General features: G+C 61.6%; 4 protein-coding genes and 1 pseudogene. 4 read left to right on the top strand and 1 reads right to left on the bottom strand.

The window, feature by feature from the left end; translation table 11 throughout:
* A pseudogene (locus M3461_08095) lies at window positions 1-772 on the bottom strand (IS630 family transposase).
* A 142-nt stretch (window positions 773-914) separates the two neighbouring features.
* Between M3461_08095 and M3461_08090 the strand changes: the two are divergent.
* The 4 genes from M3461_08090 (at window position 915) to M3461_08075 (ending at window position 2,328) form a co-directional block, all read left to right on the top strand.
* Complete coding sequence (locus M3461_08090) at window positions 915-1,148, top strand: hypothetical protein (protein ID MDQ3774311.1); 234 nt, start codon at window positions 915-917, stop codon at window positions 1,146-1,148.
* Between the two features lie 19 nt (window positions 1,149-1,167).
* The gene (locus M3461_08085; GenBank protein MDQ3774310.1) at window positions 1,168-1,383 is read left to right on the top strand and encodes a hypothetical protein; all 216 of its coding nucleotides are present in this window, start codon (window positions 1,168-1,170) and stop codon (window positions 1,381-1,383) included.
* Window positions 1,384-1,407: 24 nt separating this feature from the next.
* On the top strand, window positions 1,408-1,779 hold the full coding sequence (locus M3461_08080) for an alpha/beta hydrolase (GenBank protein ID MDQ3774309.1): 372 nt from the start codon (window positions 1,408-1,410) through the stop codon (window positions 1,777-1,779).
* Between the two features lie 252 nt (window positions 1,780-2,031).
* Window positions 2,032-2,328, top strand: a complete 297-nt coding sequence (locus M3461_08075) for an alpha/beta fold hydrolase (protein ID MDQ3774308.1) — start codon at window positions 2,032-2,034, stop codon at window positions 2,326-2,328.
* The last annotated feature ends 455 nt before the right edge of the window (window positions 2,329-2,783 follow it).

The raw sequence follows: 2,783 nt of genomic DNA, 5'->3' as shown, positions 1-2,783 counted from the left end.
CTAGTGTAGTGTCTCAATAATGGCTTTACAATGGCTGATCTTTTCCAAGATGTCTTCGACCTTTTTGGTCCAAACAAATGGTTTTGGATTTCTGTTGTTGACCGGAATAAATTCATCGATCGCCGCGATCAGCTCCGGCACGCTTTTGAAAACGCCTCGCCGGATCCGCTTGCGCGTGATCTCTCCGAACCATCGCTCGACAAGGTTGAGCCACGAAGAACTCGTCGGCGTAAAGTGCAGATGAAATCGTGGATGCTTCTGAAGCCAGTTCTTCACATTGGGGTGATTGTGTGTCCCGTAGTTGTCCAGGATCAGGTGCAGGGGCAATCCTTGTGGCGTTTCTCGGTCGATCTTGCGCAGGAACTTCAGGAACTCCTCGTTTCGATGACGCGGGTAACAGGTGCCGATCACGGTGCCGTCGAGCACGTTGAGCGCCGCGAACAGACAGGTGGTTCCGTTGCGCTTGTAGTCGTGTGTCATCGTTCCGCATCGACCCTTCTTCATCGGCAATCCCGGTTGCGTCCGATCCAACGCTTGTACCTGCGATTTATCATCCACGCAGAGCACCAGCGCTTTGTCCGGTGGGTTGAGGTAGACGCCGACCACGTCCGTCAACTTCTCAACAAACCGCCTTGTCCTTCGACAATTTGAAGCCCTCGATCCGATGCGCCTTCAAGCCGTGCGCGTCCCAGATCCGCGCCATGCTGGCATGGCTGACTCCTTGCGCTTTCCCCATCGTCTGCGTGCTCCAGTGGGTCGCATCTTCCGGCTTCGTGTGCAGGGTGGCTTCTACGATCGCAGTGACTTTCTCGGCAGACAAACGTTGGAAACCCAAGGGCCGCTGGCGACGCCAAACGAGGGGCAGTGGCGCACGCGGCGGCACGCGCGCTGACGTCGTCCTCCAGAGCGCGTTCATGAAGGACTTGAAGGCTGCGGTGGGCGCCGCCCTGAAATCGACGCCCGTCGGTGTTGGCCTCGAGACCAGCCGACAAGGCGAATCCGTGGGCCGTCTCCGGCAACTACATCGACCGAGTGGCGATATAGCGCTTGAATGCGCTGACACCGAGTCGTCCGGCAGACTCGTCCGCTTCGACGTCTTCATCTGGGACCAGTGCTATGCGATGGAACAGAGCCTGCGCATCGACTGACGTCCCGGAGCGAATACCTGTGAGGAAGACCACGCTCGAACTTTTGCTGTCGGCCCTCAGCGGCGTGATGCTCGCCGCGTCAGCGCCAGGGGCTGTGGGTGCGGCCCCGACGCCCGAGCCGGACGGCCAGCCACTGGCCGACCTCCGGCACGGCTCGGTATCGGCCAACGGAGTGAGGCTCCACTACGTCGTCGGCGACGGCGAGCCCGTTGTGCTCGAGCCCGGCTGGCCGTAGAGCTGGTATGCGTGGCGGCGCGTGATGCCCGGGCTCGTCCGGGCCGGGAGGCGGCTCTACGCGATCGACCCCCGCGATTTCGGCGACAGCGAGCAACCGCTTGCCGGCTACGATCCGGACACGTCCGCCAAGGACCTGCATGCGTTCGTCGAGGCTCTCGAGCTCGGCGTCGACGTGGTCGGACATGACGTCGCAACGTGGATCGCCTTCGCCCATGCCATAGCCTTCTCCAACGACGTCCGCCGCCTTGTGCTGACCGAGGCGTCCATCACGGCGTTTCGCCTCCGCCCGGAGGGATTCCGGATCGCGCGACAAACCTCAAGACGTGGCATTTCGGCTTCAACCGCCTCGACGACCTGCCCGAAGTCCTCGTGCAGCATGAGCGCGCGTTCCTGACGTGGCTGCTCGCCAACAAGACTCTCGAAGCTGGGCGATCTCCAAGCGTCGCTCGACGAGCATGTACGCACCTTCTCGAGCCCCGGCGCTGCGCGGGCGGGTTTCGCCTACTACCGTGCTGCCTTTGACGACCCGGGCCTCTCGCAGGCGAAGGCTGAATCGGCGCGTAGGTTGGCGATGCCGGTCCTCGCGTTGGGAGCGTGGGCGGCGCGTTGCTGAAGACGATAGGTCTCTTGGAAGAGCTGGTTCTTGGTGACGGTACAGGGTCTCCTGTTCGCTTCGCCGGCGGCGATGCACGCAGCCACGGCAGACGGCAGCATCTCTGCGCTCACCGCGGAGGTCGAGGGAACCAAGCTGCACTACCTCACGGCGGGGCACGGTCCGGCGGTGATCCTGCTGCACGGCTACACGCAGACGTCTCGCATGTGGAGGCCGATCCTGCCGCGGCTCGCCGCGAACTTCACGGTCATCGCACCCGACCTTCCCGGTCGGCGAGTCGGGGATTCCCGCCGATGGCTTGGACATGAAGATCGCCGCGGTCCACATTAATGCGCTCACCAGATCGCTGGGCGTCGAGCCAGATCGATGCCTAGAATACCTGATACCCCGCCGCCAGCGCGCTCTGCCGCGAGCGCGATGGGGACCAGGTAATGCGGACCATCCATCAAAGCCCGAGGGCGCCTAGCTAGCTAGCCCGACTTCCGCAACTCAACCTTGATTTTCACAGAGATCAAATATTTTGAATTGTTAACCCGCTGATTATCCGAACCGATTATTGAGATCGCCTGAAAAGCGCGTGTAGTGCCGACCTGGGTACTTGACTGGGCTCGAGTTTCTGCGAAACTCAGGGCATGTTTCTGCGCGCCAAGACCCGCCTTAAGGATGGCAAGGAACACCGCTACTGGAGTATCGTGGAGAATCGACGTACCCAGGGTGGGCGGGTGGTTCAAAGGCAGGTGTTGTACCTGGGGGAGATCAATGACGGTCAGAGGGCAAGCTGGTGT

It is taken from the genome of Pseudomonadota bacterium (assembly GCA_030860485.1).
Taxonomy (GTDB): domain Bacteria; phylum Pseudomonadota; class Gammaproteobacteria; order JACCXJ01; family JACCXJ01; genus JACCXJ01.
Note: the sequence above shows the minus strand (reverse complement) of the source record. Positions and strands in the feature narration are given on the sequence as shown.

Bases quoted from the DNA above. Each gene is read 5' to 3' on its own strand.
- M3461_08090 (MDQ3774311.1), top strand. From the start codon at position 915: ATGAAGGACTTGAAGGCTGCGGTGGGCGCCGCCCTGAAATCGACGCCC.
- M3461_08080 (MDQ3774309.1), top strand. From the start codon at position 1,408: ATGCCCGGGCTCGTCCGGGCCGGGAGGCGGCTCTACGCGATCGACCCC.